The following is a 24,870-nucleotide window of genomic DNA, read 5'->3' on the forward strand; positions in this document are numbered from 1 at the left end:
GTGATGTTCGACCGGCCCCGAGGCGTCTCACATGCCGACCGAGTAGGCGTGCACGTCCCCGTAGGGGAGGTGGTAGCCCGCCGGCTGCCCCTGGGGCGCGTACGAGGGGTGATAGGCGACGTGGTCCGCCTGACGCACCTCCTGCTGATGGCCCTGATGACTCTGATGGCCTTGGTGGCCCTGGGTCTGGTGTGTCTGATGGGACTGGTACGCCTGGTGGCTCATCGTCTCTTGCGCGAAAAGGCCATGAGCAGTCCCGTTGGCTCGGTGGCGCCGGTGGCGCCCGGGTTGTCGCGAGGGAGCCTGCGCGGGCTCCCAAGTGTCACCTCCCGTCCGGACATCGGTCTGCACCGAGGCGGCCTGGGCGGGTGCGGTCTCCGTGTAGGAGAGCTCCTGCACCCTGAGTGCCAGTGCCGACAGATCGCAGCCCAGCTGAGTGGCGAGCACGCTGGGGTTCACCCCCTCGTGCCAGCCCTGGACCAGCAGCTGGTCCATCGGCGCGGTCCACGCGACGGTTTCGGGTACCGCCGTGGGAGCCGCGACCTGCACGTGCGGGGCAGCGGGCGCGGCCGCGGAGGCCGCCTGGGCGGCGGCAGCCACGGCCGGCTGCGGCGCGGCCACGGGTGCGGGGGCGGGCGCGGACGAGGGTGAGGGCGCGGGTACCGCGACGGCCTCGCGGACGGGAGGGGGCGCGGCCACGGGTTCGGGTGTGGGGGCGGCCGGTTCCGGTACGTCCTGGGCCTCGGACGGTTCCGCGGGGGCGGGGGCGGGCTGCCGGTCCGTGTACAGCGGGTACGCGGGGGAGGCGGGATGCCCGGGAGCAGCGGCGGACTCGGCGGCCACCAGCTCCAGCGCGTTGGTCGCCAGGTCGAGGGCTTCCTCGCGGTTCACGGACTTGCGTGCCGTACGGACGTCGCGCTCCGGCAGGCCGAGCACGTGCGCGGCGCCGGTGTCGCTGCCGAGCGTGACGGCGAGGGCCGCCAGCACGCGATTTCTGTTCTTTCTCAGCTCCTCGAGTGTCAACTGCGCGTCCACGACACGTTCGTTGGCCTCGCAGTACATGTCTGCGAGTACGGCATGTCGCTCAAGCCGGTCCCTGAGTTCCATGACCGGCTGAACGGATCAAAGTCTTTGAAGGAAATGGCGCTTGCCGGCGAGTACTCCGGTCGGCCCCACTTCTCCGATCAGTACGCGAGTCATTCTTACCGTCTGGCTGTTGGTCGCACGGTTGCTCCGTCCGATGTCGCCAGGGGAGTGAGGAGCCCGCCGAACGGGTTCATTTTCCGGCCCAACAGCCATACTTTCAGGAAAAATTGAAGGACTCCTAATGGCGCAGAATCGTTCTTACAATGCGACCCCGCAGGGTGACGAGCGGGTCATCTCCGGGTGACGCCGTCAGCGCGCCCGCCCCGACTTGTGTGACCGCGCCGTGAGCCGTACGTGGGCGGTCAGCGTGCGGGGCGCCGCGGCCGCCCTCGCCTCGGCCACGGTGTGCCGGGCGAGATGGTCGAGTACGGCGTGCGGGGAACTGCCCGGCAGCAGCGTCAGCGTGATGCGGGCGCGCAGGTGCCGGGGGGTGCCGCGCAGGGAGACGCGGGCGTGGGCCACTCCGTCGACGGCACGCGCCCGCTCCGCGATGGCCGCGGCCAGGGCGGGGCCGGAGAGGGTGACGTCGGGGTGGCCGAGGGGCAGTTCGCGCAGCCGCCCACCGCGGAGCTGGGCCAGGGCCCAGCCGAGGAAAAGAAGTACGCAGACCAACAGCGCGGCGACGACGAGGGGCGCCCACCAGCCGTGGTCACGCCACCGCCCGAGCTGCGCCCCGTCGATCCACACCCGGTCACGGCCGAGCCGCGGCCACCCACCCGGCAGCCGTTCACGTACGGGCCCCACCACGGAGGCCAACGCGGCACCCGCCCCCAGAAGCCCCACGGCAAGCCCCCCGAGGACACCCCGATTAACAATCCCCCGCCGCCACCCCATCACCCGATCCCCCCACGCGCCAACCCGACGCCCCGGCCCCCGTCCGGCTCATCACCGGGCTCCGCCCCGCCAGCCCCTTCAGCCGCGCCCGCAGGCGCCCGCCACGTGGGTTCGGTGCGTAGGCGGATGCGGAGCCGCGGCGGCCGGGCGAGGCCCCACTCCGACATCGTTTCCCCGACCGCCCGTGTGAGCCGGTCCCGTGCGGTGGCCGGGTCGCCGAAGGCGAGCCGTGCGCGGACGCGGACCCGGCGGCGGCCCGCGGTGACCCGTACCCGGGTGATGCCCGGCAGTTCCGCGACCGCGTCCCGCAGCAGTGCCGCCGCCGCGCGCCGGTCGAGGACCGCGTGGACGTCGGGCAGCGGTTCCCGCATGGACAGATGGCCGCGCAGGCCCGGTGTGACGGCGAGGACCAGCAGCCACACGCCGAGGCCGAACACCGCGAGCGCCGCCGCGATGCCCGGCCGCGCCGCGCTCTCCGGCCCGTGCGTGGTGAGCCACTCCATCAGCTCGGTCCGCCACCGGGCAGGTGGACGCCCCGCCGCGTGCACGGCCAGCACGTCGTACAGGAGCACGCCACAGATCGCCGCGCCCGCGCCCGCCAACATCCCCACGGGAAGCCGCCGTTGGGCCCAGGGGCGGCGTACCCGGCGCCCGGCGGCGGCCGTCACCTCCTCCTCCGCCCCGTCGACCGCGACCGTCCCCGGTCGCGGACGCAGCCCCGTGACCCGCACCCGCGCCGACGGCACGGTGAGCCCGGAGAGTTGCCGGGTGCGCTCGGCGACGTGCGACCGCACGCGTTCCCCCGTCGCGTCGAGCCCGTCGGGGTAGGGCAGCGTGACCGTGACGGCGACCCGGGCCCGGTCCCCACGAACCGCCGCAGCGCCCCCCGTTGCCCGTACCTCGCCCGGCGCGAGCGCCTCCGTCGCGGCCCGCTCGGCGATCCGGCGCACCGCGCGGTCGCCGACGGTGGTGGAGCCGCGGTCCGCGGCCGGGGTGCTCATCGCCGCCCCCGGTCACGGCCGCCAGGGAGGCCCCGTATGCCCGCACGGTCGTCCACAAGACGACCCGTCACGAAGTCGGTGACGATGGTGGTGGAGCCGCGGTCCGCGGCCGGGGTGCTCATCGCCGCCCCCCGTCACGGCCGCCGAAGAAGGCCCGTGTGCCCGCGCCGCCGTCTGCCGGACGAGCCGTCGCTCGGTCGGCGACGGTGGTGGGGCCGCCGCCCGCGGCCGGGGTGCTCATCGCCGCCCGTTTGTCCGCGCCCTCATCCACAAGACGACCCGTCACCAGACCGGGGACGACGGCGGTCGAACCGCGGTCCGCCGCCGCGGCGCTCATCGCCGCCCCCCGTCCCGGCCCCCGCCGAGAAAGCCCCGTATATCCGCGCCCTCGTCCACCAGACGCCCCGCCACGAAACCGACCGCGCCGAGTGCGGCGACCAGGAGGAAGGCGCCGAAGCCGCCGAACCAGCCGGCGAATCCGAGGGCCATCCCGGCGATCAGGCCTACCAGAGCTGTGCTCACCACTCACCTCACACCCAGAAGGAGACATCCCACAGAAGGAGACATCGCTGCGGTACCCCGGGCCGGACGCGGGATGCCTACTCCACGCGCGTCTCGCCGCCGGAGTCCGCGTTCTCGTCATCGGGCAGCCGTACGTCGTTGACCGCGACGTTGACCTCCACGACCTCCAGACCGGTGATGCGCTCCACGGCGGCGATGACGTTCTCGCGGACGTCGTGGGCGACGTCGGTGATGGGCACGCCGTACTCGACGACGATGTCCAGGTCGATGGCGGTCTGCCGCTCGCCGACCTCGACCTTCACGCCCCGCCCGACGTTGGGCCGGCCGCCGGGGACGCGGTCGCGGACGGCGCCGAGGGTGCGGGAGAGGCCGCCGCCCATGTCGTACACGCCGGGGATCTCCCGGGCGGCCGTCCCGGCTATCTTCACCACCACCACGTCGGCGATGGAGGTCTTGCCGCGGGTCGCGGCCGGCTCACCGGCCCCGGTGCCGCCGGCCACGGTGGTGCTGCCCGGCACAGCGGTGCTGCTCGGCACGCTGTGCCGGGCGCCACCGGTGAGGCCCGTCTCGGTGCCGGGGCCGGCCGTGTTCGAAGTGATCTCCTGAGCAGCCATGAAGCCATCTCCTCGTCGTCGGGGACGGGTCACCGTCCACCCGCTGTCCGATCGCTCACTGAGAGCCGGGTGCCCGGCCCGTCGTACGTCTGACACCGGCGCGCGGGATTCGTTACGCGACTCGGCGCGATTTCTCCGTCCCCCGGTCCGGTCGTGCGTGTCGCGTAACGCGGGCGGACACCGCAGTGTCGTAGGGGTACGGGTCGTAGGGGTACGGACCGAGAGAGAGGAGCCGCGTGTGCCGGGCGACCGGGGCAGAGCGAGCGAGGAGGCGGACGGCTCCTCGCGGCGCGACGACGGATTGCTGGCCGTACGGGCCGCGGAGGGCGACGAAGAGGCGTTCGAGGAGCTCGTGCGCCGGCACGCACCGCAGCTGCTGCGGCTCGCGACGCGGCTGCTGGGCAGCAGGACGGAGGCCGAGGACGCGGTGCAGGAGTCCTTTGTGAGCGCCTGGCGCAAGATGCCGGAGTTCCGCGGGGAGGCACGGTTCGGCACGTGGATGCACCGCATCGTCACCAACCGCTGCCTGAACGCCCTGCGGTCCCGGCGCCCCTCCGTGGAACTCGGCGAGGTGCCCGAGCCGCAGGCGCCCGAGCACGAGGCCTCACCCGCCCGAGTGGCCGAATCCCACGCCGCCGTCGCGGAACTCGGCAGGGCGATGGAGGGACTCTCCCCCGAGCAGCGCGTGTGCTGGGTGCTGCGCGAGCTCAACGGCGTCGGCTACGAGACCATCGCGGAGACGGTCGGCATCAGCCCGGAAGCGGTGCGCGCCCGCGTCTTCCGGGCGCGGCGCCATCTCACGGAGGCGATGGCGGCATGGCGGTGAACGAGGAGTACGGGCCGGACGGAGAGATGGCGGACGAACCGAACGAACTGCTGCCCTGCGGACGTGACCTGTGGGGCGTCTGGGAGCGCGCGGAGAACGGCGGGGCCGACCCGCACGCACAGACGTGCCCCCACTGCGCCGAGGCGCTGCATACGCTGCGGAGCCTGGAGGACGTGGTCGCCGTCGCCCGCGAGAGCGACCCGCCGGAGGCGGAGCCCGACGCCTCCGCGCTGGTGGGCCGGGTCATGGACGTGGTCCGCCTCGAACTGCGGCCGGGCCGCACGCTCCCGCTGGGCGCGCCGGACGAGGACGCGTGGATCGTGGAGGCCGCGGCGGCCCGCACCGTCCGCGCCGCCGCGGAGACCCTTCCGGGGGTACGGGCGGGCAGCTGCCGCATCGAGCCGCTCGCCCGCGAGGACGGCGCCGCCCCGGCGCGGCACCGGCAGCGCGGCCCCGTCCACATCCGGCTCGAGGTGGTGGTCGCGCTCACCCACCACCTCCAGGAGATCGCGGAGCGGGTACGGGACCGGGTCCTGGAGGCGGTCGACCGCGAGCTCGGCATGCGGGTGGCGACCGTCGACGTGACGATCGCCGACCTCACCGACGACACTCCCGACGACAGCACCGACGACGAGCGCGCGGAGAGGCGGCGGCCGTGACGGTACGACCCACTGCGGAGGCGCTGACGGACGCCGTACGGGAGGCGGTGCTCGGCACGCCCGGCGTCGCCTTCCTGCGCCCGGGCCTGGCCGACCTGCTCCGCGCCGCCAACCCGCTGACGAGGGGACCGGGCCCCGCCGTCGCCCTCGGCACGTCGTCCCGCTCGGGCGTGCGGATCACCCGGAGCGGCGCCGGAGGGTGGCAGGTGGACGTCCACGTCGTGCTGCGCCGGGGCCACCGGGCGCTGGACGTCACCCGCGAGGTGCGCGCCGCGGTGACGCGGACGCTGGAGGAGCTGACCGGGGAGACGGCGCCGGTCCGTGTCCCGGTGACGGTGACGGGCCGGGTCTGACCCGGGGGCGCGGGCCCGGCTAGACGAAGGTCACGTCGCCGGAGGTGCCGGCGAGCCGGGTCACTTCGGCCGTACGGGAGTTCACGGAGGACATCGTCACGCCGACGGTCCCCTTGGTGCCCTTGGCGCCGGCCCCGGAGAAGCGGTGCTGCCACGGGTGGGCCGTGGCGCTGCCGTCGCAGGTCGCGTCGAGGGTCTGTTCCCTCAGGGAGGTGGACGTGGTCGTCTTGGGGACCGGCACGGCCGGTACGCCCAGCCACTGGAAGAGGTTCTTGACGGTCTCGGCCTCGGCCGGGGTGAGCGGCCGTGTCCCTTCCGTGCGGAGCGAGACCCTGAGCCGGACGGGGCCGCGGTACCCGTCGCACGTGTACGTGCCGGAGACGACCGCCGTCGTCCCGTCCGCGTCGAGGCGGGCCGTGTCCGCCAGGGTGACCTCGTGCCGGTCGGCGGCGTCCGCCGCGCCGGGCACGAGCACCGCCGCCGCGGCCACCGTCGTCACGAGGATTGTCTTCACGATTCGCTGCACCGCGGGGACCGGCCTTCCGAGTGGCGTGCCAGGAGACGTACGCCCTCATGGAACCCCGCGGGCGCCGGTCTCCCCGGTAGCCACACGGGGGAGCGCGGCCGCGCTGGGCCGGTGGGGTGGGGTGGCCGGGTCCCGGCTCACGCCTTCAGCGGAACGCGGGCGACGATGCGTTTGCCGCCGCCGGGCAGCCGGGTGACGCTCACGTCGTCGGAGAGCCGGCAGACGGAGGGCCAGCCGTGTCCGCCGACGATGAGGAGGTTCGGGCGGGCCCGGGTCACCGGGATCTCGTCGCTGGCGTCCTCGACGGCGATCTCGACGAAGCCGGACCGCACGCGGCACCCGAAGCCGCGCAGCCCGCCGCCGTGCCGGACGGCGTTGGTGACCAGTTCGGAGGTGACAAGGACGGAGTCGGCCAGCGCCATGTCACCCACACGCGGGTCGTCCTGGCACAGCAGGGCCCGTACGACATCCCGGGCGGCACCGGGGCTTCGGGGACAGGTGAGGAGTGCGGTGTCCGGCGTGCAGTCGGTCGTCACAGCGCATCACTTCCACCGATCTTGTGGGGGCTGTTCCCCTTCGGTTGCCCCGCGAGGGTGCTCCCACACGCGTCGTTCGGGTGTTTCGCCCGGGTAGGGCGGAAATGCACGGTGGCCGCCACGGAAAATCCGTGACGGCCACCGCGTGCGGCGAGACGTCAGAGGAGCCCCAGATCCAGGCCCAGGTCCAGCAGATCGTGGCCGTGGTGGTGCCCGTGGTGGTGCCCGTGGTGGTGGTCCCAGTCGTCGTCCCAGTCGGTGCTCGCCGTCTGCGGCGAGGCCGGAGCGGCGGTGGGGACGGATGCCGCCGAGGCGACGCCGACGGCAGGGACGGCCAGTGCCGCGGTGATGCCGGCGATGGACAGGGCGCGGGCTATGCGCTTCATGCTTCGGACCCTTCGGTGTGGGGCGTACGCACGCTTGGAAGCGGCGTGTACGGACGCTCACCACGCTGAAGGGTCACCGGGGGGCCTGCCCGCCGAGCGCGGCTGGAAGGGTGACACCGCCCGAGGGGCGGGGAAGGCACCGTCACCGATGTGCGGGCCTTCCCCGGCACTGCTCCCCGACTACCGCGGGGTGCGCCCGGTCAGTGGTTGTTGGCGCCGTTGCCCGAGAGCAGCGGGATGTCCTCCAGGATGTGCGACAGCGGCTCGTCGCCCTTGGCCTGGGTGGAGTTCTCGACACACTGCTGCATCTGCGGCGCCGAGAGGATCGGGATGTCCTGTACGCCGATGTTGACCAGGCCGACGATGTTCTGGATGTTGGCCTTGACCGGGAGGCCGACACAGAGCTTGTTCAGCGAGCCCTGGACCAGGGTCATCTGCGGGCTCATGTGGCCCTCGGTGGCGGAGTTGCCGAACGCCTGGTTGGCACCGTTGCCGCTGACGGATTCGGTGCCCGTGTCGTCGCCGACGGCCATGGCCTGCGGAGCCGCGGCGGCGGTCATGCCGGCCGCGGACAGAGCGATGGCGGCCGTTGCGAGCAGCTTCTTCATGGTGAGGGGTTCCCTTCGAGTGAGGCTCCACTCCGGAGCCGCATGGTGACAACTGAGCGACGGAGCGGGAGTTGCGGCGATTGGGCCGTCCGGTGGATAAGTGTGCTGAATGGCAATGGAGTTCGCGGGGAATCACGCGACGCTTCCGTCATGACGGGCGCTGTTTCATCGAGTACTGCGGCAGGAACGAAGACGAAAGACGCCCCGACTCTCGATGAGGAAATATGGCTGACCGCACAGGACCGTGGCAGCGGCTAGGTGTCATTCCACCGAGCAGACAGTCACCGGAGTGCCGCACCGACCCCATCTACGATTCCCTGCTCAGGAGTTGGTGCGCGCAGGGCAAGACGATTCCTGGCCGCCCCGATCCCGAGTGGCGAAGGCTGGTCGAGCGCGACCCCTGGCCCCGGAATTGAGGGGAAAGAACGGCGGGCCGCCGGGGAGGAGGCTGGCGGCCCGCCGGGAGGAGCTCGGTATCACTTGTTGTGAACGCCGTTGCCGGACAGGATCGGCAGGTCCTCGAGGATGTGCGACAGCGGCTCGTCGCCCTTCGCCTGCGTCGAGTTCTCCGTGCACTGCTGGGTCTGCGGCGCCGAGAGGATCGGGATGTCCTGGATACCGATGTTGACCAGGCCCACGATGTTCTGGAGGTTGGCCTTCGCCGGCAGGGCGATGCAGGGCTTGTTGAACGAGCCCTGGATGAGCGCCATCTGCGGGCTCATGTTGCCGTACGTGGCCGAGTTGCCGAACGACTGCATGGCGTTGTTGCCGCTCATGGTCTCGGTGCCGCCGTCGTTGCCGATGGCGAGCGCCGTGGGCGCGGCTGCGGCCGACATGCCGACGACGGAAGCCGTGACCGCAGCTGCGGTCATAACCTTCTTGATCACAGGTGTTCCTCTCTGAGTTAGCCCCGTCCTCGGAGCACCCTGAGCAACTGCCGCGGGCGTGAGGGGTTGCTGAGATTCACTCCGATGGCCCATCGACCGGCCTCCCGACAGGTATGAATCGCAGATCTGTGAATAATCAGACCGTCATTTTCGCGCCCCGGATCCGGATGCAGTTCCGTCGTCCGGCCGACCACAGACGATCCGATGGAGTGAATGCGCGGAACCAAACGTGGGGTGGGGAGTTGAGCAGGCCGCAGTAACGTGAGCGTCTGCCCCAGAAAAGGAACCACAAATGCTTAAGAAGGCAATGGCAATGGCGGCGGCCACGGTGGCCGCGGCCGGTATCGCGTCCCCCGCGATGGCCATCGGTGACGACACCGGCACCCAGTCGCTGAGCGGCAACGGTGCGCAGCAGTCGTTCGGTAACTCCGCCACCAAGGGCGACATGAGCCCCCAGCTTTCCCTGATCCAGGGCACGCTGAACAAGCCTTGCATCGGCCTGCCGGTCAAGGCCAACATCCAGAACATCGTGGGCCTGGTCAACATCGGCATCCAGGACATCCCGATCCTCTCGGCGCCGCAGACCCAGCAGTGCACGGAGAACTCGACTCAGGCGAAGGGCGACGAGCCGCTGTCGCACATCCTGAGCGACATCCCGCTGCTCTCGGGCAACGGCACGAACAACGGCTGATCCGCCGCACCGCCGAGAATGCCCGGACCACCCGATTTCCTTCCTCCTCGGGCGGTCCGGGCTTTCTCATGGGCCGGATTGCGGTTTCGGTGCACAGTCGCATTCGAGTGAACTTCCGAAGGACGTCAACTTCGCGGTTTCCTCTTTTCCCCTCATTCGTTGAGCAGGGCTCAGGTCACGGTGCGGGAACAGGATCTGCCCGCCCGGTTTCGGCCGGCGTTCAGGCGTGACCCGAAAGAAGGGAAAAGCTGTGAAGCTCAAGAAGAGCGCAACGATCATCGCCGGCGCCGTCATGGCGCTGAGCCTGGGCGCCCCGGCGTTCGCCGACGCCGGTGCCGAGGGCGCGGCGGTCGGCTCCCCGGGTGTCCTCTCGGGCAACGTCGTGCAGGTTCCCGTCCACGTCCCCGTCAACGTGTGCGGCAACACCGTCGACATCATCGCCCTCCTGAACCCGGCGTTCGGCAACAAGTGCGCCAACGACTGACGTAACGGCCCAGTTGTCACTGCTGTGCCTCGGCCCGCCCCGGCAGCCCCTCCCCGGGCGGCCGGGGCCGGCTCCCCATCGGACAGAGAAAGACCACTAGATTGCGACAGGCCCTCAGCAAAGGAATGCTCTCCGCCGCGGCCGCCACGAGCATCCTGTCCCTGTCCGGCACCCACGCGTTCGCCGCTTCGGAAGCGAACGGGCAGGCGCTGGACTCGCCCGGCTTCTTGTCGGGCAACAGCGTGCAGGCCCCGATCGAAGTACCGGTGAACGCCTGCGGCAACACGGTGAACCCCGTCGGTGTGGGCAACCCCGCCTTCGGCAACACGTGCGGCTCCGCGCACCACGCCGGTCACGCCGGGCACGGCTCCGCCGCACAGGGCCACGGAGCACCGCGAACGGGCGGGGGCGCTCCGGCGCCGAAGCCGCCGACCGGGTACGCCGACGACGAGACGCGCGACGCCCCCCGGCACCCCCACCACGAGGCGCCGCGGCACACCCACCACCACGAGGCGCCCCGGCACACCCCCCGCCACGACGCCCGTGCCGACGCCACCCATGACGTCACGAGCGGTTCCGCCGCCCAGGGCGCGGCCACCCACTCGCCCGGCGCAGTGGCCGGCAACGACGCGCAGTCCCCGGTGGACACGCCGGTGAAGGCCTGCGGCAACGCGGTGGACATCGTGGCGGCGCTCTCGGGCACCGGCGGCGACGCGTGCGGGCACGCGGCACCCCACCGGGACGCCCCGCGCACCGTCACCCCGCCGTTCACGGCGAACCCGCCCGCCACGGCGACGCCGCCGTTCGCCACCGCCCACCCGCCGGAGGCTCCCGGCCCGCGCTCCCGGGCCATGTCCTCCGTCCCCGGCCCCGCCGTCCCTGCGGACACCGCCGGCCTCGCCCCGCACGCGGCACCGCACCACGCGCCGCAGACCACCCGCGCCGACCACCCGGTCCAGGTCGCCGCGGCCCAGGTCGCCGCGGCCCGGGACCACCTGGCCGAGACGGGCGCCGACGCCGCGCTGCTCGGCACGGCGGCCGCCAGCGCCGGACTGCTGCTCGGCGGAGCCATCCTGTACCGGCGCGGAGGGGTGGGGGCCCGGCGCTAGCCGGAGCGGTCGGGGCACGTCGCCCGACGGAAGACACGGAAAGACACAGAAAGAAACCGACAGGGAAGCCCGGACGGAAGGGCTTCCCTGTCGGTGTGAAAGGAGGTGGTGACCAGTCCCGTTGAGGCTGTCGCACCCTCACGGCATGCATGCCGACGGCTGGCGGGGAGCGACCCGGGGCCTGTCCCATGAAGCGCATTCAGTGCACCACCGGAAGGCCCCTCGCCCAAGCGCGGTTCACCCGTTCGCCCGGCCTGTCACTCAGAAGAGCGGCCGGCCACCAGGGCCGGGACCCCGGCGCGGTCCTCCTGCGCAGGCACGGTGCGACGGGCACGCCGTACGTGCCGTTCGACGCCCCGCACCAGACGCTCCGCGGTGAACCCCGCCCCGTAGACGAAGCGCATGGCGGGGCCGAAGCTCGACGCGGTCGTCAGGCCAGCCAGGAAGAGTCCGGGGCACGAGCTCTCGAAGCGGTCGCCGACATACGGGGTCCCGTCGGCGAGGGAGCGCAGGCGGGAGCGGAGCTCGGGGGCGAGCACGTCGATGCGGCCGGTGGTCGCGCGAAAGCCCGTGGCGGCGATGACGTGGTCGGTGTCGAACCGCAGGCCAGGGCCGCGGAGCGCCGCGGTCCGCAGTCGTACGCGGCCGCCGACCGGTTCGGCCGCCTCGACCTCGTGGCCGGCCAGGATCTCGACGGCGGACTCGACGCGCTCCCTGATCCACCACGCGCCGGCCGGGCCGAGGGCGCCGGCGGCCACCCGGGCGCGGGTCTCTTCCGGGAGCCGCCGGAAGAGGCCGGGGGTCCGGGTGTAGAACGTGTTTCTCCAGCCGCAGCCGAGGCCGGTGTGCGGGGCGCGCAGCGACTCCCACCAGGGCCGCTGCCAGGCGGGCGGCACGGTGTTCCACGAGACGTGCGGGGACCGGGCGACGATCCGTACCCGGGTGCCCTGTTCGGCCAGGAGGGCGGCCGTCTCCAGGGCCGCCTGCCCCGCCCCGAGCACCGTCACGTCCCGGCCGCGAAAGCGCTCCAGGTCGGCGTGGTGGCTGCTGTGCGAGACGTGGTCGGCGCCCAAGTGCCGTACGGCCAGGGGGATCTCCGTGAAGGGCAGCACGCCCACCGCGAGGGCCACCGCCCGCGCGCGGCAGGGTTCGCCGTCCCGCGTGCGGGCCTCGTAGCCGCCGGGGCAGGGCCGGACGTCGGCGATCAGACGTTCGTCGACCGGCGGGACGGCCCGGCCCGCGAACCAGAGGCCGTACGACGCGAAGTGCTCGATGGGCAGCGGGCGGCCGTGCTCGGCGGGCAGGCCGCGGCGGGCGCAGTAGGCGGCGAGCCCGTACCGGCCCGCGGGGTCGGACAGGTCGGACGCCCACGGTTCCGACTTCAGGAACATGCCGCGCGGCATGTGGTCCCGCCAGGACGCCATGGGTCTGCCGAAGATCCGTACGTCCAGGCCGGCCGCCGCGGCGTGCGAGGCGATCGACAGGCCGTAGGGGCCCGCGCCGACGATCAGCAGGTCATGCATCGGTGACCGCCCGCTCTCCGGCCGGGGTGCCGGGCAGCACGGCGGGCGCGTGCCGGCGCGCGCTGCTCGACACGGTCGTCAGGGCGGTACGGGTCCGGTGGCGCAGGCCCTCGCGCAGCCGCCGCACCACATGGCGCCGCCACAGCCGGCGCATGGCCGCGCCGGGCGCCGGGTCGTCGTCCGCGTGCCAGGCGAGTTCACCCGCGGGGCCGAAGGCGTGCCGGCCAGGGCGGGGCAGGGCGAGCAGCGCGGCAAGCGGCGCGTAGTTCTCCACCACGTACCTGCGGCCCGGCAGGGGCGCCGCCGGGGGGACCGGGCGGTGGGTCAGGTCGAGGTGCAGGGTGCGGACGACGTCGGTGCCCGTGGCGTCGGTGAAGAGGCGGAACTGGGCGCCGGGGCGCGGGTTGAAGTCGATGAGGTGGAAGTCCCCGGTCGTGGCGTCCCTGCGGAAGTCCAGGTCGAAGATCCCCCGGTACTCCAGGGCCGACACCACCTGCGCGGCCGCCGACCAAAGGGCCTTGTCGACGGTCCACTCGCCGCTCACCGTCAGCCCGGCCGAGCGCGGCCAGGAGCGGTGCTTGCGGCCCGTACCGCCGCCGCGCACCACGCCGTTACGGTCCACGCACCCGTGCACGAACCAGTCGGCCCCGCGGGCGCCCGGCACGAACGCCTGGAGCAGCAGCCTGCTGCCCGCCTCGGCCCTGCGCTCGTACAGCGCGGCGGCCTCGTGGCCGGAGCCGATCACGGTGGTGCTGCGCAGACCGGCGTCGCGGGGCAGCAGCCAGGGGCGGCTCCACTTGGCCACGGCGGGGGAGCCGAGGCGGTGCACGGCGCGTGCCGCCTCCGCGGCCGACTCCGGCGCCAGCGTCGTCGGGTGGGCCACCCCGGCCCGCGCGCAGACCTGGGCGAGGCTCGCCTTGTCCGCCACGCGCTCGGCGACGTCGCCGGCCAGCCGGGGCAGCAGGAAGCGGTCGGTGAGCTCCTCGTACAGGGCGCTGACCGCGAGGGCTCCGGCGTCGTCCAGGGGGATGAGCACGGCGGGGCCCGCGAGGCGGTGCGCGACCCGGCGCAGCACGGCGGCCACCTCGGCCGGCGCGGCGCCGGGGGCGGGTGGCGCGTGCATGCGGTGCAGGTGGCGGGAGCGCCGTACGGGGCTTTCGTGGTCGTCGGCCACCAGGTGGACCTCGACGCCCGCCCGTCCCAGGGAGCGCACGGCGCCGAGCGTCCCGTGGTGGAAGGGATTCCTGTCGATCCGCAGGAGGACCGCGGGAATTCGTGTGTCCAGAGGCTGCAATGTCACCCTCGCTTATCGCTCGCCCATGCGGGCGATGTGCTGGAACTCAGGATTAGAAACCCGATTGGCGCAATAGAAATACATATGACGAGGTGTCAGTGGAGTGCGGTCGGAAAACAAGGAGCAGATATGTCCCTACAGCGTCGTCGCCGCGGTAAACGTCTCGCCTTCATCGCTGCCGGGATCGTCTCGTCGGTGGCCCTGGCCGCCGTGCCGGGATACACCGTCGGTGTCGTGCGCGAGGGCGAGCCGCCCGCGCCCGCCCCCTCGGGTCCGGCGGGTCCGGCCGCCCCGCCGCCCCCGCAGAAGCCCGCGGCGCCCGCCTTCGGCGCGTATCTCGACTACGGTCCCCGCGGGGTCGAGCGGATCGGCGAACTCAGCAAGTGGCTCGACGGCGCCGAGCTGCGGGTCGGTCACACCTACCTTCCGGGCGATCGCTGGAGCAACATCGAGGGCGCCCCGAACTTCCTGGAGAACTGGGCCGAATGGCGCAAGGCCAAGGACGACCGGCTCTTCGTCCTCAACGTGCCGATGCTCGAACGCAACGAGGAGGGCATCGGCGACGCCGAGGTGGCCCGGACGCTGAAGCGGGGCGCCACCGGCGCCTTCGACGAGCATTTCCGGGTGCTCGCCAAGCGTCTGGTGGACCTCGGGGTGCCCGACACGGTCGTCGTCCTCGGCTGGGAGATGAACGGCACGACCTACACCCATCGCTGCGGCCCGGACCCGGAGTCCTGGAAGAAGTACTGGAACAGAGTCGTCACCACGATGCGTTCGGTACCGGGACAGAAATTCCGGTTCGACTTCACGCCGAGCCGGGGGCGGGACGCCGTTCCGTGGACCGAGTGCTATCCCGGCGACGACACCGTCGACATCATCGGCATGGACTCGTACGACCAGCCGCGCGGAATGTCGTTCGACGAACAGGTCAAGGAGCCCTATGGGCTCCAGGAACACGTGGACTTCGCCAAGGCCCACGGCAAACCCATCTCGTATCCGGAATGGGGACTTTTCCGCAACGGCGACAACGAAGAATACATGCGCCGCATGCTGAAATGGATCGACGAGCAGAAGCCGCTGTACAACACCGTCACCGATTACTGCCCGCACGGCGTGTGGCAGTGCAAGGACAACCCGGGCTCCTCGAAGGTGTACCGCGACGTGCTCTCCGGCCGGGACGGGACCCCGGTCGTGCCGCCCCGCCCGACCGACCCGGTCGAGCCCCCGAAGTGGCCGGCCTGTTCGCCGGTGGAGCTCGGTGCCTGGGTCGAGCAGTGGATGGGCGGCAAGCTGTGCGTGCGCTTCGACCGGTGGAAGTACCCGCGGCTGCCCTGACGCCCGGCCCGGCCGCGGTGGCGCCGACCCTCACGAGGGGGTCCCGCCGCCGCGCCGGGCGGCGCGCTCCCGCAGCCGGACCTTGGCCCACTCCCGTCCCGCGACACCCCAGGAGACCGCGCACACCAGCGGCGCGGTGCGTTTGCGGGCGAGCAGGAACCGCCGGTTGCGGACCGGCTCCGGCCGCCAGTGGTGCTTGTACGGCTCGTCGCCGCGCAACAGGCTCAGCGCGCGCGGATGTTCACCGCCGGTGTGCCGGGTGCAGGCGTCAAGGAGCATCGTGGCGACGTCCACCTTGCGCTCCCTGAGCCGGGGGTGGGCGCCGTACAGATAGCCGCCCGCCAGCGTGCCCGAGAGCAGCGTCAGATCGGCGGCCAGCACCTCGCCGTCCAGCCGGAACTCGGTCACCACCGCCTCGCCCGCCGCGACCATCGGACGCATGGAGCGCAGCAGGTGCTCGTGGAAGCGCGGCCGGAGGTGCTCGGTGGTCACCTTGCGCCCCTGCCACTGCAACTGGTGCAGCCGCAGCAGCGTCCGCAGCGACGTCTCCACCTCCTCCACGGGCACCACCCGGCTCTCCACGCCCAGCGCCGCCAGCTTGCGCATCTTGGCCCGGGTGCGCTGGGCCCGCGGCGCCGGAAGCCGTTTGAGCAGCTCGTCCATCGGCAGCGGGGGCAACTCCAGGCAGGCGGAGTCCGCCAGCGTGCGGCGCGGCCCCGGCCACCGCTCGTAGAGGCTCTCCAGGCACGCGCCGGGCCGGACCTCACCGAAGTCGATCAGCGCGGTCCTGGCCAGCGCGTACATGCCGCAGAGCAGCGCCTCCGCGCCCGTCTCGCGGTACGCGTCGTCCAGCAGGACGTCGGTGAAGTCGGAGATCGCGCCGCCGAGCGGCTTCAGCGCGGGAAGCGGCCGGTCCACCCGCATCAGCGGCGCCGCCGCGATCAGCCGGCCGCCGTCGTGGACCAGGATCACCCGCAGCCGCCCCGGCCGCCCGTACGACCGCCACCAGGACGACAGCCAGGCGTGGCTCTGGAACGGGGTCGCCGCCGCGCACGCCCGGTGCAGCCGCCCCCACGCCTCGGCCAGCGCCTCGAACTCCTCGTCGTCCACACAGAGTTCGGCCTTCGGCCGGTTGTCCGGCCCCGCACTCACGGGGCGCTCCTCACCAGGGCCGACGCGGGCCCTGGGACGGAGGCTCCGGCCGCCGTCTCGGGGCGCGGGCGGGGGCGGACCAGCAGGGCGAGACCGCCGAGCAGGCCTCCGGCGCAGCCGCCGACCAGGGAGGTCACGCCGGTGGAGAGCGTGGAGGGGGCGTTCGGCTCCAGGGCGCGGGAGAACGCGAGGAGTTTCACCCGCGTGCTGTCCTTGGAGTGGTTGGCGCCGGTGGCCAGCGAGCGGGCCACCGCGTTGGCGGTGAGGGCCGCGGACGACGGCTTGGTGGTCGTCGCGGAGACCGCGATCATCGGGGCGTCGGGGGAGGTGACCACCTTCACGCTCTCCTGCAGCTCCGCGGGCGACATGCCCGCCGCCACCTGGGCGTCGCCCACCACCGCGAGCTGCGTGGCGACCCGGCCGTACGCCTGGGCGAACCCCAGCGCCGTCGCCGGGTCCGCCTTCTCCTGCGGGACGGCGACGACGTAACTCGTCGCCGTGTACCGCGGGGTCTGCAGCGCGCCGTACCCGGCGCCCGCCACCACCCCGAGCAGCGCGCAGGCGGGCAGGGCCCACCAGCGGGGCAGCCGTACGAGCCGGGCTCGCAGGGCGGCGACGCGCGGGCGCTCGTTGACGGAGTCGCTCATCGAGGGTTCACCTCCGGGGTCGGGCCGGGCACCAGGGACGCGTAGACGCCCATCAGCTGCTCGGCGCTTCGGGTGATGCTGTAGTGGCGCACCGCGGCGGGTGCCGACCGGTGCGGCGGTACGTCGCCGCGCAGGCCGTCGAGGGCCCGCGCGAAGGAGTCCGGGTCGCTCGGGCAGTACGCGGCACCGGCCCGCTCGCCCGCGCCGAGGCTCTCCAGGGCGGGGCAGGACGCGTACAGGACGGGCAGCCCGCAGGCGAGCCCCTCCACGAGGGCCAGGCCGAAGGCCTCCTCCGGCGAGGGGGAGGCGAGGGCGTCCATGGCGCAGAGCAGCGAGGGCAGGTCCGGCACGCCGTCCGCGCCGCCGCTCTCGTGGGCGGCCTCACCGGCGAACCGCACCCTGCCGGAGATGCCGAGCCGCTGGGCGAGGCGGCGCAGGGCGGGCTCTTCGGCGCCGCCGCCCACCAGCAGGACGACGACGTCGTCGGGCAGCAGCGCGGCGGCGTGCAGCAGGACGTCGAACCGCTTGCCCGCGGCGAGCCGGCCCACCCCGCCGACGACGAACGCCCCCTCCGGCAGGCCCAGTCGAGTGCGGGTGCGGGCCCGGGCCGCCGGGTCGAACCGGAAGCGGTCCACCTCGATGCCGTTCGGCACCACCCGGATGCGGCGGCGCGGCACACCCCACCGGTGCAGCCGGGCCCCGACGGCGGGGGAGACCGCGACCGTCATCCGGCCGAGCCGCTCCCCGGCCAGGTACAGCGCGCGCACCCCGGCCGTCAGCGGCCTGCCCTCCATCTGCGTGTCGCCCAGGGAGTGTTCGGTCGCCACCACCGCGCGCACCCCCGCGAGCCGGGCCGCGATCCGCCCGTACAGGCAGGCCCGGTAGAGGTGGGTGTGCACCACGTCGTAGCGGCCCGCCCGGATGAGCCTGACCAGGCGCGGCAGCACCGCCAGGTCGCGGTTGCCGGACATGGCGAGGTCCGTCACGCGGGTCCCGTCGGCCGCGATCCCCGCCGCCACGGCGCCCGCGTCGGTGAGCGCCACCACGTCGCAGGGCGTCGGCAAGTGGCGCAGGAGCAGCCGCAGTTGCTGCTCGGCGCCGCCCACGCCCAGGCCGGTGATGATGTGCAGGACTTTCACCGCGGCACCGCCGATGGGCCCAGCGTGCGGCGCCTGAGCCGGTTGGTGCGCAGCTTCAGGCGCATGCGCCAGGCCGTGTCGCCCTGGCCGATGTGGACGCGGGGCAGGGCGAAGGGGCCGGCGAGGGGGCCCGGCGCGATGGCGCAGGCGTAGCGGTAGCCGGCCTCGCGCACGGCGGCCGCGACGCGCTCGTCGACGTGGCCGTAGGGGTAGCAGAACCCCTGCACCTCACAGCCGGTCAGCTCGTACAGCGCGGCCCGGCTGCCGCCGACCTCGCGGCGCAGCTGCCGGTCGTCGGCCCCGGTCAGGTCGGTGTGGGTCATGCCGTGCGAGGCGATCTCCATGCCGCTCTCGGCGGCGTGCCGGATGCCCTCGGCGCCGAGGAGCGGTTTGCGGGGGCCGAGCGGGTCCCAGGCGTTGTCGCCGTCGAGCCTGCCCGGCAGCACGAACACGGTGGCGGTGCAGTCGTACTGGCGCAGCAGCGGCAGCGCGTGGTCGGCGAAGTCGCGGTAGCCGTCGTCGAAGGTGAGGCCGACGAGGTTGTGCTGCTGCCCCTGCGCGCACGCCTCAAGGAGGTACTTCATGGAGACGCCGCGCAGCCCGTTGCGCCGCATCCAGCGCAGCTGCGCGGCGAGCCGCTCGGGCGCCACGGTGATCTCGTACGGGTCGTCGGCGGGGTCGGCGACGGAGTGGTACATCGCCACCCACGCCGGGGTGCGGGGCGGCCGGGACCGCAGGAACGGCTCCGTACCGGCGGAGGCGGGGCCGGTGGGCGGGGTGGGCGGGGTGAGGTCAACGGACATGACGCAGCTTTCCGGTCACGGAGCGGAGGGCGGACGACGCCCGGGACCGCGCCCCCAGGAGCAGGCCCAGGAGCGCGAAGGAGACGGTCACCGTCGTGAAGCTCGCGAGGACGGCGAGGACGGGCCGGTCGACCCGCTGCGCGCAGAGGGCGCCGAGCACCGCGGAACCGGCGGCGGCGAGCGCGAGACGGGCGAGGCGGCCGACGACGGCACGCGTCCTGATCGCCACGGTGCGCGGGCCCATGGCGCGCAGCAGGAGCAGCGCGGTGACGCAGATGCCGGCCGCGTTGGCGCCGGCGATCCCGCGGACGCCCCACGTGCCGACGGTCAGGAAGCCGAGGCCCGCGGTGGTGACGACGCCGATGAACATCGCGCGGAACGGGATCCAGGTGGTCCGCGCGACGGAGAAGTGCGCCCGCGCGAGCGCGCCGACCAGGGTGTGCCCGAGCAGGCCGAGCGCGTAGACGCGCATGACCGACGCGGTCGCGGCGGTGTCCCTGGCGGTGAAGGCGCCGCGCTGGAAGAGCAGTTCGATGAGGGGCGGAGCGGCGGCGATGACCGCGGCCGCGCCGAGCAGCACCATGCAGCCGGCCAGGACGAGGTCGCGTTCGACGCGGTCGCGGGCGCGTTCGGTGTCGCCGTCGGCGAGGGCGCGGGCGACCACGGGGAAGGTGACGGTGCAGAGCATGAGGGAGAGGGCCATCGGCATCTGCGCGACCTTCTGCGCGTAGTTCAGGTGCGAGATGGCCCCGGCCGGCAGCGACGAGGCGAGGAACCGCTCGATGAGGACCTGCGACTGCCGGAACAGCGCGAAGAGCAGCACGGTCCAGATGATGGTCGTCGGCAGGGCCCGCTCCGGCCCCCGCGTGTTCTCGGCCCCCGCCTCCGGCGTGCGCGCCGGTCCGGGCGTCGGCGCGGCCCGCAGCCGCCGCCACAGCGAGGGCGCCTGGACGGCGACCATGAGGACGCCCCCCACCGCGACACCGGCCGCCGCGGCCCGTACCCCTAAGGGCGCCGCCAGCGCGAACAGGGCGGCGATGATCGCCGCGTTGTACGCGACGTAGACCGCGGCGGGCGCGACGAACCGCTGGTGCGCCCGCAGCGCCGCGCTGCAGTAGCCGGCCAGGCCGAAGGTCAGGGCGCAGGTGGCGGTCAGCCGCGTGCAGTCGACGGCGGGCCGCGGGTCGGGCAGGCCGGGGGCGAGCACCGCGACCAGGTAGGGCGCCGCCGCGATGAGCAGCACGCACGTCCCCGTGAACCACATCGCCATGCGCGGCAGGGAGGCCCGCACGAACTCGTGGACCGGGTCGAGGCGGGCCTCCGGGGCGTCCGGGAGGGCCGCGCGGCGCGAGAGGGCCAGGCTGAACGCGGGTACGAGGAAGAAGGCGAGGCCGTCCTCGATGAGCAGGGTCGCGGCCAGTTCGGGGATCGTCCACGCCACCAGGAACGCGTCGGTGTCGGTGCCCGCGCCGAAGAAGTGCGCGAGCGCCTGGTCGCGTACGAGCCCCAGGAGCGAACCGGCGACGGAGAGGAGGACGGTGACCAGCGCGGCCTTGGCGAGAAAGGACCCGCCGCCTCCCTTACCGGCGCCGGAGCCATCACCGGAGCCTTCGCCGTGCGGCCCGGGAGAGGTGACGGGGGCAGGCAGGCCCGGCGACGCGTCCGCGACCGGGCCCGCGTCCGGAACCTCTGGACGTACCGCCGTCATCGCGCGACCGCCCCCGCAGCCCCGGCCGACCCGACCGCCCCAGCCGCCCCGTCCCGTGAGCCCACCGCCCACCAGGCCGCGAGGCCGAGGCCGACCGCGGTCAGGACGGTGGACGGACCGCCGATGTCGGCGTACATGAAGTCGATCAACTGCCAGATCAGCAGCCCGCAGGCGACCAGCGCGCAGTCGGGCTCGGGGCCCCCGGGACCGTTCCGGCGGGGGCGCTGCCGGTTCCAGCGGCGCACCGCGCACACCACGAGCACCGCCCACCCCCCGGCCAGCGCGGTGAGGCCGAGCAGCCCCTGCTCGCTGAGGACGAGCAGGTACATGTTGTGCGGGGAGAGCAGCGGCTGGCGCACGAAGCCGCTGCCGGCGCCCGCCGTGTCGCTGCCGGAGGACAGGGCCAGCGAGGCGTGGCTGTCGCGGTGGTCGGGGAAGCCTTTCAGACCCACCCCGGTGACCGGGTGGCCGCGCCACATGTCGGCCGACGCGGCCCACATCGTGTAGCGGTCGGTGACGGACTGGTCGGGTGCCCCCGTGACCTGGGTGATGCTGCTGAGGCGTTCCTGGAGCATCGTGGAGCCGACGCCGAGCCCCGCCACCAGAACCACGGCGGCGGCGGCCCCGGCCAGCAGGACCCGGAGCGCCCTGCGCACCCCGGCGAGCAGCAGCACCGCCGCGCACGCGGCCGCCGTCGCGATCCACGCCCCGCGGCTGAAGGAGAGGGCGAGCGGCACGGTCAGCAGGCCCGCGCAGACCACCGCGGCGGCCCGCTGCCGCGGCGCGCCGGGACGGAACGCGAGTCCCAGCGCGCAGACGAGCCCGTACGAGACGACCGTGGCCATCCCCATGACGTCCGTGGAGCCGAACGTGCCGACCGCGCGGATGTCCTCGCCCATGTACGAGGCGCCGGTGCCGGTGAGGTTCTGGTGGACGCCGATGACGCCCTGCCAGAGGCCGAGGGCCACGAACGACCAGGCGAGGAGGCGGAAGTGGGCCGCGGTGCGGATCAGGCAGAGCACCGCGCCCGGCACCAGCACGAAGATCTGCAGGTAGCGGGCGGCCCCGGCGACGCCGGTCGCGGCGGACGCCGCGCCGAAGGCGGCCACGGTGACGCCGACGACCGGCATGCACAGGACCGCCGCGGCGGTGCGGGTCAGCGGCCGCTGTCGGGACCGTACGGCCCGTACGACGCAATAGCCGACGACGAGGGCGGAGACCGCGTCGGCCACGGTCCCGGTGCCGCCGCCGGACGCCGCGCCCTCGGCGGGCGCGGGCAGCACGAGCAGCGCGACCACGAGCACCACCGGGAGCACCGGCGCGTAGGTGCGCAGCGCGGCGGAGACGGCGTCGTGCGCGCGGGAGCCGCGCGCCGCCACCGGCAGGGGGCGCGTCCCGGAGAGGGCGGGGGACGGGATGTGGGTCACGGCTCAGCTCCCCGTGCGGCGTACGAGGCAGCCCAGGGTGCGCAGCAGGATGCACAGGTCCTGCCAGAACGACCAGCTGTCGATGTAGGCGTTGTCGAAGCGGCACCGGTCCTCGATCGAGGTGTCCCCGCGCAGGCCGTGGATCTGGGCCAGGCCGGTGATGCCGGTCGGCATCCGGTGCCGCTGGGCGTAGTGGGGGTAGGTCTGGCTGAATTGCGCGACGAAGAAGGGCCGTTCGGGCCGCGGGCCGACGAGGCTTATGTCGCCGCGCAGTACGTTCCACAGCTGGGGCAGCTCGTCCAGCGAGGTGCCCCGCAGGAACCGGCAGAACGGGCTGATCCGGTGCTCGTCGGCGACGCTCCACCGGGTCGCGGCCTCCTGCGGGTCGGCGGGCCGGTGGGTTCGGAACTTCAGCAGGGTGAACAACCGCCCGTCCTTGCCCACGCGTTCCTGCCGGAAGATCACGCCGGGCCCCTCGGTGGCACGCAGCACCAGGGCGCAGGCGGCCAGTACCGGCGCGGTCGCCAGCAGCAGGACGCCGGAGACCGCGATGTCGAGGAGTCTCTTGCCGACGCCGGTCCTGCGGGGCCTGGTGGGCGTCAGGGGCCGGCAGGAGAATCCGGCCACGTACTGGCGGGGGCCGCCCGGCGCGGGCGCCACGTCCGGGCAGCGCGGTTCGAGCTCCCACAGATCGCAGCCGAGGCCGCTCAGCGCGGGCAGCCAGCCGGCGAACCCGGGGCCGCGGTCGGTGAGCAGGAACACCGCGCGGACGTCGTTCTGGATCACCGCCCGGTGCAGCTCGTCCTCGCTGACCAGAACCGGCAGCTCCGGCAAGGGTCCTGACGTCCCGTCAGCGGTCCCCGCACCTCCGGTGTCCTCCTTGGGCCCGCCCGGCTCGCCCACGATGCCGACGGGCCGCAGCCCGCAGCCCGGCCGCCGCAGCAGCGCGGCGGCCACCCCGCGCGCCGGCCCGCCCGGACCGACCAGGAGCACCGGACGCGGCCTGCGCACGGTCTCGGCCCGCCGCTGCCAGTGGACCAGGGCACGTCCCGTGAAACCGCACAGCAGGTGCAGGGCGGCCGCGCCGGCGAGCGTCTCCGGCACGGGCGGCCGCCCGGACGGCAGCGCGGGGGCGAGGACCGCCGTGACCGACCAGGCGAGCGCGATCCGCCCGGCGAGCGCGGGCAGCTGCCCGAGGGTGTCGGGCAGCGCGGCGTACGCGTACAGGCGGCCCTGCGCGTTCAGCAGCAGCACGGCCGCCACCAACAGGGGCGCCAGGACGGCCTGCTGGCGCGGCTCGGTCAGGAGCACCACGCCGAGCAGGGCGGCGGCGCAGTCGACGGCCACCAGGGCGGCGGCCGAACGCCGTCGGCGGGCGGGCGTCCGCCGCGACGCCCCGGCCCGCCGGCCCATGGCGTCGCGTGGCGCGACGACGAAGGTCCCGGGCGGGGCCTGGGTGTCCTGCCGTGACTGACCCGACGAGGAGGCAACGGTCCGTTCCGCACTCACGAGGTGGTGCACTCCCTGTATCCGGTGGGCGCCGTGCCCAGAAGCTCGCCGTACACCGCGTCGATGGCGGCCGCGGTGTGCCGCGCGTCGTGGTGGTCCAGTACGTGCTGACGGCCCCGCCGCCCCAACGCCTCCCGCAGTTCCGCGTCCCGCAACAGCTCGATCAGGGCCCGGGCCAGTGCCTCGGGGTCCTCCGGCGGTACGAGGGCGTGGCCGCGGGCGGCCGGCGGCAGGCTCTCCCGCGCCCCGTCCACATCGGTGACCACGACCGGCCGCCCGCAGGCCATGGCCTCCAGCGGGGCCAGCGCCATCCCCTCCCAGCGGGAGGGCAGGACCACCACGTCGGCCGCCCGGTACCAGGGGGCCGCGTCGGCCGCCTCACCGGCGAAGGCGACCCGCGGACCGGCCCGGACGCGCAGCCGGTCGGCCTCCGGGCCGTCCCCGACGAGGATCAGGCGCGCCTCGGGCACCCGGGCGGCCACCGCGGGCCAGGCCCGCAACAGGACGTCCTGCCCTTTCTGACGGCAGAGCCTGCCGACGCACACCACCAGCGGCACCCGGGTGTCGGGCGCCCCGCCGGCGGGCGCGAACCGGCCGGTGTCGACGCCGTTGGGGATCACCGAGCAGGCACCGGTGACACCGGCCCGCCGCCCGGTGACCCGCTCGGCCTCGCTGACGCAGACGGTGCGCGCCGTCCAGCGCGCCGCGCGCCGCTCCCAGAGCCGGGCAAGCAGGGCGGTGACGCCGCCGACCGCCTCGAAGGACCAGGCGTGCGGCTGGAACACGGTGGGGACGGTGCCGCGCAGCGCGAGACGCACGGCGAGGCCCGCCTTGGCGCTGTGCGCGTGGACGAGGGTGGGGCGGACCGCGTCGACGACGCGCCGCAACTCCCTTGTCTCGGCGCCGAGTCCGGGCCCTGGGGAGCGGGTGGCCGCCCAGGGGTGGACGCGTACGCCGAGGGCGTCGAGCGCCCGGGGCAGGAAGCCGTCTTGCGGGCAGGCCACGTGGACGTCCGTGCCGGCCGCGGCCTGCGCGGTGACCAGGTCGACGACGACCCGTGCCACGCCGCCGTCCACGGGCTGGCTGACGTGCAGGACCCGCGGGGGAGTGGGTGCTGAAGGCAGAGGCATGCGCGACTCCCTTGAGTCAGT

The 24,870-nt window shown here is 73.8% G+C and carries 27 protein-coding genes; 7 read left to right on the forward strand and 20 right to left on the reverse strand.

The annotated features are described in order from the left end of the window. Nucleotides 1-27: 27 nt before the first annotated feature. From ACZ7DY_RS24425 to ACZ7DY_RS24445, 5 genes are all read right to left on the reverse strand, one after another. On the reverse strand, nucleotides 28-1,062 hold the full coding sequence (locus ACZ7DY_RS24425) for a hypothetical protein (protein ID WP_471138375.1): 1,035 nt from the start codon (nucleotides 1,060-1,062) through the stop codon (nucleotides 28-30). A gap of 333 nt (nucleotides 1,063-1,395) precedes the next feature. Further along, nucleotides 1,396-1,929, reverse strand: a complete 534-nt coding sequence (locus ACZ7DY_RS24430; protein WP_471138377.1) for an alkaline shock response membrane anchor protein AmaP — start codon at nucleotides 1,927-1,929, stop codon at nucleotides 1,396-1,398. Between the two features lie 50 nt (nucleotides 1,930-1,979). Then, a complete protein-coding gene (locus tag ACZ7DY_RS24435) occupies nucleotides 1,980-2,981 on the reverse strand; it encodes a DUF6286 domain-containing Asp23/Gls24 family envelope stress response protein (protein ID WP_471138378.1) in 1,002 nt (333 codons plus the stop codon). A gap of 333 nt (nucleotides 2,982-3,314) precedes the next feature. Further along, on the reverse strand, nucleotides 3,315-3,503 hold the full coding sequence (locus ACZ7DY_RS24440; RefSeq protein WP_471138379.1) for a hypothetical protein: 189 nt from the start codon (nucleotides 3,501-3,503) through the stop codon (nucleotides 3,315-3,317). 77 nt (nucleotides 3,504-3,580) lie between these two features. Then, the gene (locus ACZ7DY_RS24445) at nucleotides 3,581-4,117 is read right to left on the reverse strand and encodes an Asp23/Gls24 family envelope stress response protein (RefSeq protein ID WP_471138381.1); all 537 of its coding nucleotides are present in this window, start codon (nucleotides 4,115-4,117) and stop codon (nucleotides 3,581-3,583) included. 238 nt (nucleotides 4,118-4,355) lie between these two features. Here ACZ7DY_RS24445 and ACZ7DY_RS24450 point away from each other — a divergent pair, with 238 nt between their 5' ends. Genes ACZ7DY_RS24450 through ACZ7DY_RS24460 form a run of 3 tightly spaced genes read left to right on the forward strand, consistent with a single transcriptional unit; the run spans nucleotide 4,356 to nucleotide 5,955 of the window. Then, the gene (locus ACZ7DY_RS24450; protein ID WP_471138383.1) at nucleotides 4,356-4,943 is read left to right on the forward strand and encodes an RNA polymerase sigma factor; all 588 of its coding nucleotides are present in this window, start codon (nucleotides 4,356-4,358) and stop codon (nucleotides 4,941-4,943) included. Further along, on the forward strand, nucleotides 4,934-5,602 hold the full coding sequence (locus ACZ7DY_RS24455) for an Asp23/Gls24 family envelope stress response protein (protein WP_471138385.1): 669 nt from the start codon (nucleotides 4,934-4,936) through the stop codon (nucleotides 5,600-5,602). The genes ACZ7DY_RS24450 and ACZ7DY_RS24455 overlap by 10 nt, the downstream gene beginning before the upstream one ends. Beyond that, on the forward strand, nucleotides 5,599-5,955 hold the full coding sequence (locus ACZ7DY_RS24460; protein ID WP_471138387.1) for an Asp23/Gls24 family envelope stress response protein: 357 nt from the start codon (nucleotides 5,599-5,601) through the stop codon (nucleotides 5,953-5,955). The genes ACZ7DY_RS24455 and ACZ7DY_RS24460 overlap by 4 nt, the downstream gene beginning before the upstream one ends. A gap of 19 nt (nucleotides 5,956-5,974) precedes the next feature. Here ACZ7DY_RS24460 and ACZ7DY_RS24465 read toward each other — a convergent pair whose 3' ends face one another. The 5 genes from ACZ7DY_RS24465 to ACZ7DY_RS24485 form a co-directional block, all read right to left on the reverse strand. Further along, nucleotides 5,975-6,469, reverse strand: a complete 495-nt coding sequence (locus ACZ7DY_RS24465) for a hypothetical protein (RefSeq protein WP_471138388.1) — start codon at nucleotides 6,467-6,469, stop codon at nucleotides 5,975-5,977. Nucleotides 6,470-6,618: 149 nt separating this feature from the next. Further along, nucleotides 6,619-7,017: an ATP-binding protein gene (locus ACZ7DY_RS24470; protein WP_471138390.1), complete on the reverse strand. Its 399-nt coding sequence runs from the start codon at nucleotides 7,015-7,017 to the stop codon at nucleotides 6,619-6,621. 158 nt (nucleotides 7,018-7,175) lie between these two features. Then, on the reverse strand, nucleotides 7,176-7,403 hold the full coding sequence (locus tag ACZ7DY_RS24475) for a hypothetical protein (RefSeq protein WP_471138391.1): 228 nt from the start codon (nucleotides 7,401-7,403) through the stop codon (nucleotides 7,176-7,178). 200 nt (nucleotides 7,404-7,603) lie between these two features. Continuing rightward, entirely contained in the window at nucleotides 7,604-8,011 is a 408-nt protein-coding gene (locus tag ACZ7DY_RS24480; protein WP_471138392.1) for a rodlin, read from the reverse strand. 476 nt (nucleotides 8,012-8,487) lie between these two features. Next, nucleotides 8,488-8,898, reverse strand: a complete 411-nt coding sequence (locus ACZ7DY_RS24485) for a rodlin (RefSeq protein ID WP_471138394.1) — start codon at nucleotides 8,896-8,898, stop codon at nucleotides 8,488-8,490. Nucleotides 8,899-9,190: 292 nt separating this feature from the next. On the opposite strand from ACZ7DY_RS24485, the gene ACZ7DY_RS24490 reads away from it, so the two are divergent. The 3 genes from ACZ7DY_RS24490 (at nucleotide 9,191) to ACZ7DY_RS24500 (ending at nucleotide 11,182) form a co-directional block, all read left to right on the forward strand. Continuing rightward, nucleotides 9,191-9,589, forward strand: coding sequence for a rodlin (locus ACZ7DY_RS24490; RefSeq protein WP_471138395.1), 399 nt, complete (start codon nucleotides 9,191-9,193; stop codon nucleotides 9,587-9,589). Between the two features lie 292 nt (nucleotides 9,590-9,881). After that, the gene (locus ACZ7DY_RS24495; protein WP_471138698.1) at nucleotides 9,882-10,073 is read left to right on the forward strand and encodes a chaplin; all 192 of its coding nucleotides are present in this window, start codon (nucleotides 9,882-9,884) and stop codon (nucleotides 10,071-10,073) included. A 101-nt stretch (nucleotides 10,074-10,174) separates the two neighbouring features. Then, on the forward strand, nucleotides 10,175-11,182 hold the full coding sequence (locus ACZ7DY_RS24500) for a chaplin (protein ID WP_471138397.1): 1,008 nt from the start codon (nucleotides 10,175-10,177) through the stop codon (nucleotides 11,180-11,182). A gap of 257 nt (nucleotides 11,183-11,439) precedes the next feature. On the opposite strand, the gene ACZ7DY_RS24505 is transcribed toward ACZ7DY_RS24500, so the two are convergent. Then, nucleotides 11,440-12,705 carry an NAD(P)-binding domain-containing protein gene (locus ACZ7DY_RS24505; RefSeq protein WP_471138399.1) on the reverse strand — a complete coding sequence of 422 codons (1,266 nt, stop codon included), beginning with the start codon at nucleotides 12,703-12,705 and terminating at the stop codon, nucleotides 11,440-11,442. Continuing rightward, complete coding sequence (locus ACZ7DY_RS24510) at nucleotides 12,698-13,999, reverse strand: carboxylate--amine ligase (RefSeq protein ID WP_471138700.1); 1,302 nt, start codon at nucleotides 13,997-13,999, stop codon at nucleotides 12,698-12,700. The genes ACZ7DY_RS24505 and ACZ7DY_RS24510 overlap by 8 nt, the downstream gene beginning before the upstream one ends. Nucleotides 14,000-14,128: 129 nt before the next feature. On the opposite strand from ACZ7DY_RS24510, the gene ACZ7DY_RS24515 reads away from it, so the two are divergent. Beyond that, nucleotides 14,129-15,334 (forward strand): glycoside hydrolase family 26 protein, encoded by a 1,206-nt coding sequence (locus ACZ7DY_RS24515; RefSeq protein WP_471138401.1) that lies wholly within the window; start codon nucleotides 14,129-14,131, stop codon nucleotides 15,332-15,334. 30 nt (nucleotides 15,335-15,364) lie between these two features. On the opposite strand, the gene ACZ7DY_RS24520 is transcribed toward ACZ7DY_RS24515, so the two are convergent. Genes ACZ7DY_RS24520 through ACZ7DY_RS24555 form a run of 8 tightly spaced genes read right to left on the reverse strand, consistent with a single transcriptional unit; the run spans nucleotide 15,365 to nucleotide 24,849 of the window. After that, nucleotides 15,365-16,486 (reverse strand): GNAT family N-acetyltransferase, encoded by a 1,122-nt coding sequence (locus tag ACZ7DY_RS24520; protein WP_471138403.1) that lies wholly within the window; start codon nucleotides 16,484-16,486, stop codon nucleotides 15,365-15,367. Then, nucleotides 16,483-17,133, reverse strand: coding sequence for a YveK family protein (locus ACZ7DY_RS24525; RefSeq protein WP_471138404.1), 651 nt, complete (start codon nucleotides 17,131-17,133; stop codon nucleotides 16,483-16,485). Before ACZ7DY_RS24525 ends, ACZ7DY_RS24520 begins: the two co-directional genes overlap by 4 nt. Further along, entirely contained in the window at nucleotides 17,130-18,272 is a 1,143-nt protein-coding gene (locus ACZ7DY_RS24530) for a glycosyltransferase (RefSeq protein ID WP_471138405.1), read from the reverse strand. Before ACZ7DY_RS24530 ends, ACZ7DY_RS24525 begins: the two co-directional genes overlap by 4 nt. Continuing rightward, complete coding sequence (locus ACZ7DY_RS24535; protein ID WP_471138407.1) at nucleotides 18,269-19,075, reverse strand: polysaccharide deacetylase family protein; 807 nt, start codon at nucleotides 19,073-19,075, stop codon at nucleotides 18,269-18,271. Before ACZ7DY_RS24535 ends, ACZ7DY_RS24530 begins: the two co-directional genes overlap by 4 nt. Continuing rightward, nucleotides 19,065-20,783: a lipid II flippase MurJ gene (locus tag ACZ7DY_RS24540; RefSeq protein WP_471138408.1), complete on the reverse strand. Its 1,719-nt coding sequence runs from the start codon at nucleotides 20,781-20,783 to the stop codon at nucleotides 19,065-19,067. The genes ACZ7DY_RS24535 and ACZ7DY_RS24540 overlap by 11 nt, the downstream gene beginning before the upstream one ends. Further along, nucleotides 20,780-22,210, reverse strand: coding sequence for an O-antigen ligase family protein (locus tag ACZ7DY_RS24545; protein WP_471138409.1), 1,431 nt, complete (start codon nucleotides 22,208-22,210; stop codon nucleotides 20,780-20,782). Before ACZ7DY_RS24545 ends, ACZ7DY_RS24540 begins: the two co-directional genes overlap by 4 nt. A gap of 3 nt (nucleotides 22,211-22,213) precedes the next feature. Further along, nucleotides 22,214-23,719: a sugar transferase gene (locus ACZ7DY_RS24550; protein ID WP_471138411.1), complete on the reverse strand. Its 1,506-nt coding sequence runs from the start codon at nucleotides 23,717-23,719 to the stop codon at nucleotides 22,214-22,216. After that, entirely contained in the window at nucleotides 23,716-24,849 is a 1,134-nt protein-coding gene (locus ACZ7DY_RS24555) for a glycosyltransferase (RefSeq protein ID WP_471138412.1), read from the reverse strand. The genes ACZ7DY_RS24550 and ACZ7DY_RS24555 overlap by 4 nt, the downstream gene beginning before the upstream one ends. Nucleotides 24,850-24,870: the final 21 nt, after the last annotated feature.

This window comes from Streptomyces sp. NPDC037013 (assembly GCF_055607265.1).

Bases quoted from the DNA above. Each gene is read 5' to 3' on its own strand.
- ACZ7DY_RS24455 (WP_471138385.1), top strand. From the start codon at position 4,934: ATGGCGGTGAACGAGGAGTACGGGCCGGACGGAGAGATGGCGGACGAA.
- ACZ7DY_RS24445 (WP_471138381.1), bottom strand. From the start codon at position 4,117: ATGGCTGCTCAGGAGATCACTTCGAACACGGCCGGCCCCGGCACCGAG.
- ACZ7DY_RS24480 (WP_471138392.1), bottom strand. From the start codon at position 8,011: ATGAAGAAGCTGCTCGCAACGGCCGCCATCGCTCTGTCCGCGGCCGGC.
- ACZ7DY_RS24525 (WP_471138404.1), bottom strand. From the start codon at position 17,133: ATGAGCGACTCCGTCAACGAGCGCCCGCGCGTCGCCGCCCTGCGAGCC.
- ACZ7DY_RS24490 (WP_471138395.1), top strand. From the start codon at position 9,191: ATGCTTAAGAAGGCAATGGCAATGGCGGCGGCCACGGTGGCCGCGGCC.
- ACZ7DY_RS24555 (WP_471138412.1), bottom strand. From the start codon at position 24,849: ATGCCTCTGCCTTCAGCACCCACTCCCCCGCGGGTCCTGCACGTCAGC.
- ACZ7DY_RS24515 (WP_471138401.1), top strand. From the start codon at position 14,129: ATGTCCCTACAGCGTCGTCGCCGCGGTAAACGTCTCGCCTTCATCGCT.
- ACZ7DY_RS24540 (WP_471138408.1), bottom strand. From the start codon at position 20,783: ATGACGGCGGTACGTCCAGAGGTTCCGGACGCGGGCCCGGTCGCGGAC.
- ACZ7DY_RS24435 (WP_471138378.1), bottom strand. From the start codon at position 2,981: ATGAGCACCCCGGCCGCGGACCGCGGCTCCACCACCGTCGGCGACCGC.
- ACZ7DY_RS24425 (WP_471138375.1), bottom strand. From the start codon at position 1,062: ATGTACTGCGAGGCCAACGAACGTGTCGTGGACGCGCAGTTGACACTC.
- ACZ7DY_RS24505 (WP_471138399.1), bottom strand. From the start codon at position 12,705: ATGCATGACCTGCTGATCGTCGGCGCGGGCCCCTACGGCCTGTCGATC.
- ACZ7DY_RS24535 (WP_471138407.1), bottom strand. From the start codon at position 19,075: ATGTCCGTTGACCTCACCCCGCCCACCCCGCCCACCGGCCCCGCCTCC.
- ACZ7DY_RS24475 (WP_471138391.1), bottom strand. From the start codon at position 7,403: ATGAAGCGCATAGCCCGCGCCCTGTCCATCGCCGGCATCACCGCGGCA.
- ACZ7DY_RS24495 (WP_471138698.1), top strand. From the start codon at position 9,882: ATGGCGCTGAGCCTGGGCGCCCCGGCGTTCGCCGACGCCGGTGCCGAG.